This is a genomic window from Rothia endophytica, assembly GCF_039543885.1.
Taxonomy (GTDB): domain Bacteria; phylum Actinomycetota; class Actinomycetes; order Actinomycetales; family Micrococcaceae; genus Rothia; species Rothia endophytica.
In genome coordinates, this window is the sequence record NZ_BAABKP010000024.1 from 1 (window position 1) to 620 (window position 620).

Below are 620 nucleotides of genomic sequence, written 5' to 3' on the forward strand. Positions count from 1 at the left end.
GCTCCACCAGAGCCTGGGCTACCGCACGCCGGCTGAAGTCGAAGCCGAGTTTTGGGAACACCACCCCAGTCGAGAAATAATGGAAATTAAGGCACAAGCCTAGGAACAAAAACCGGGGCACTTCAATGTGGGTGGTTATGCCCGTTCGCTCTCTGGTCAGACGGTTAATGGTGTGGTGTCGAATGTGTCGAGTAATAATTTGGCGTATGGTTTGGGTGATTTTGAGGAGCATACTGTGGGTGGTTATGCTCGGGCGACGGTGTCTGGTGTGGGGGTTGGTGTGGTGTCGCCGAGGGTGACGCCGTTGAGGCAGCAGGTTGTTAGTGCGGGGCCTGATGCTGGTGTGGTGGAGCGCGGTCTTGTTGGTGTTACTGGGTTCGCGGCGGATCGTTTTGCTGATTTTGGTTTGGGTATGGGTAATTATGTGGTGAATCCGCAGGAGGAAGAGCTGAAGATATCTGATGCTTTGAAGGAAGGTTTCAAGTCTGCTTTCAGTGGTGGTTCTGGGATGGTGAGTTCTGGGTCTGCTGATAGTATTCGGGTGGCGACACCGAAAGTTGGAGGTGAGTAAACGGGATGAGTGGTTCAACTCGAAAGCCGGCGAAGATGCCTAGGCGCAA

The 620-nt window shown here is 53.7% G+C and carries 1 protein-coding gene; it reads left to right on the top strand.

The genetic code is table 11. The annotated features are described in order from the left end of the window. Window positions 1-184: 184 nt before the first annotated feature. Complete coding sequence (locus tag ABD982_RS11255) at window positions 185-571, top strand: hypothetical protein (RefSeq protein WP_345447670.1); 387 nt, start codon at window positions 185-187, stop codon at window positions 569-571. Window positions 572-620 lie beyond the last annotated feature (49 nt).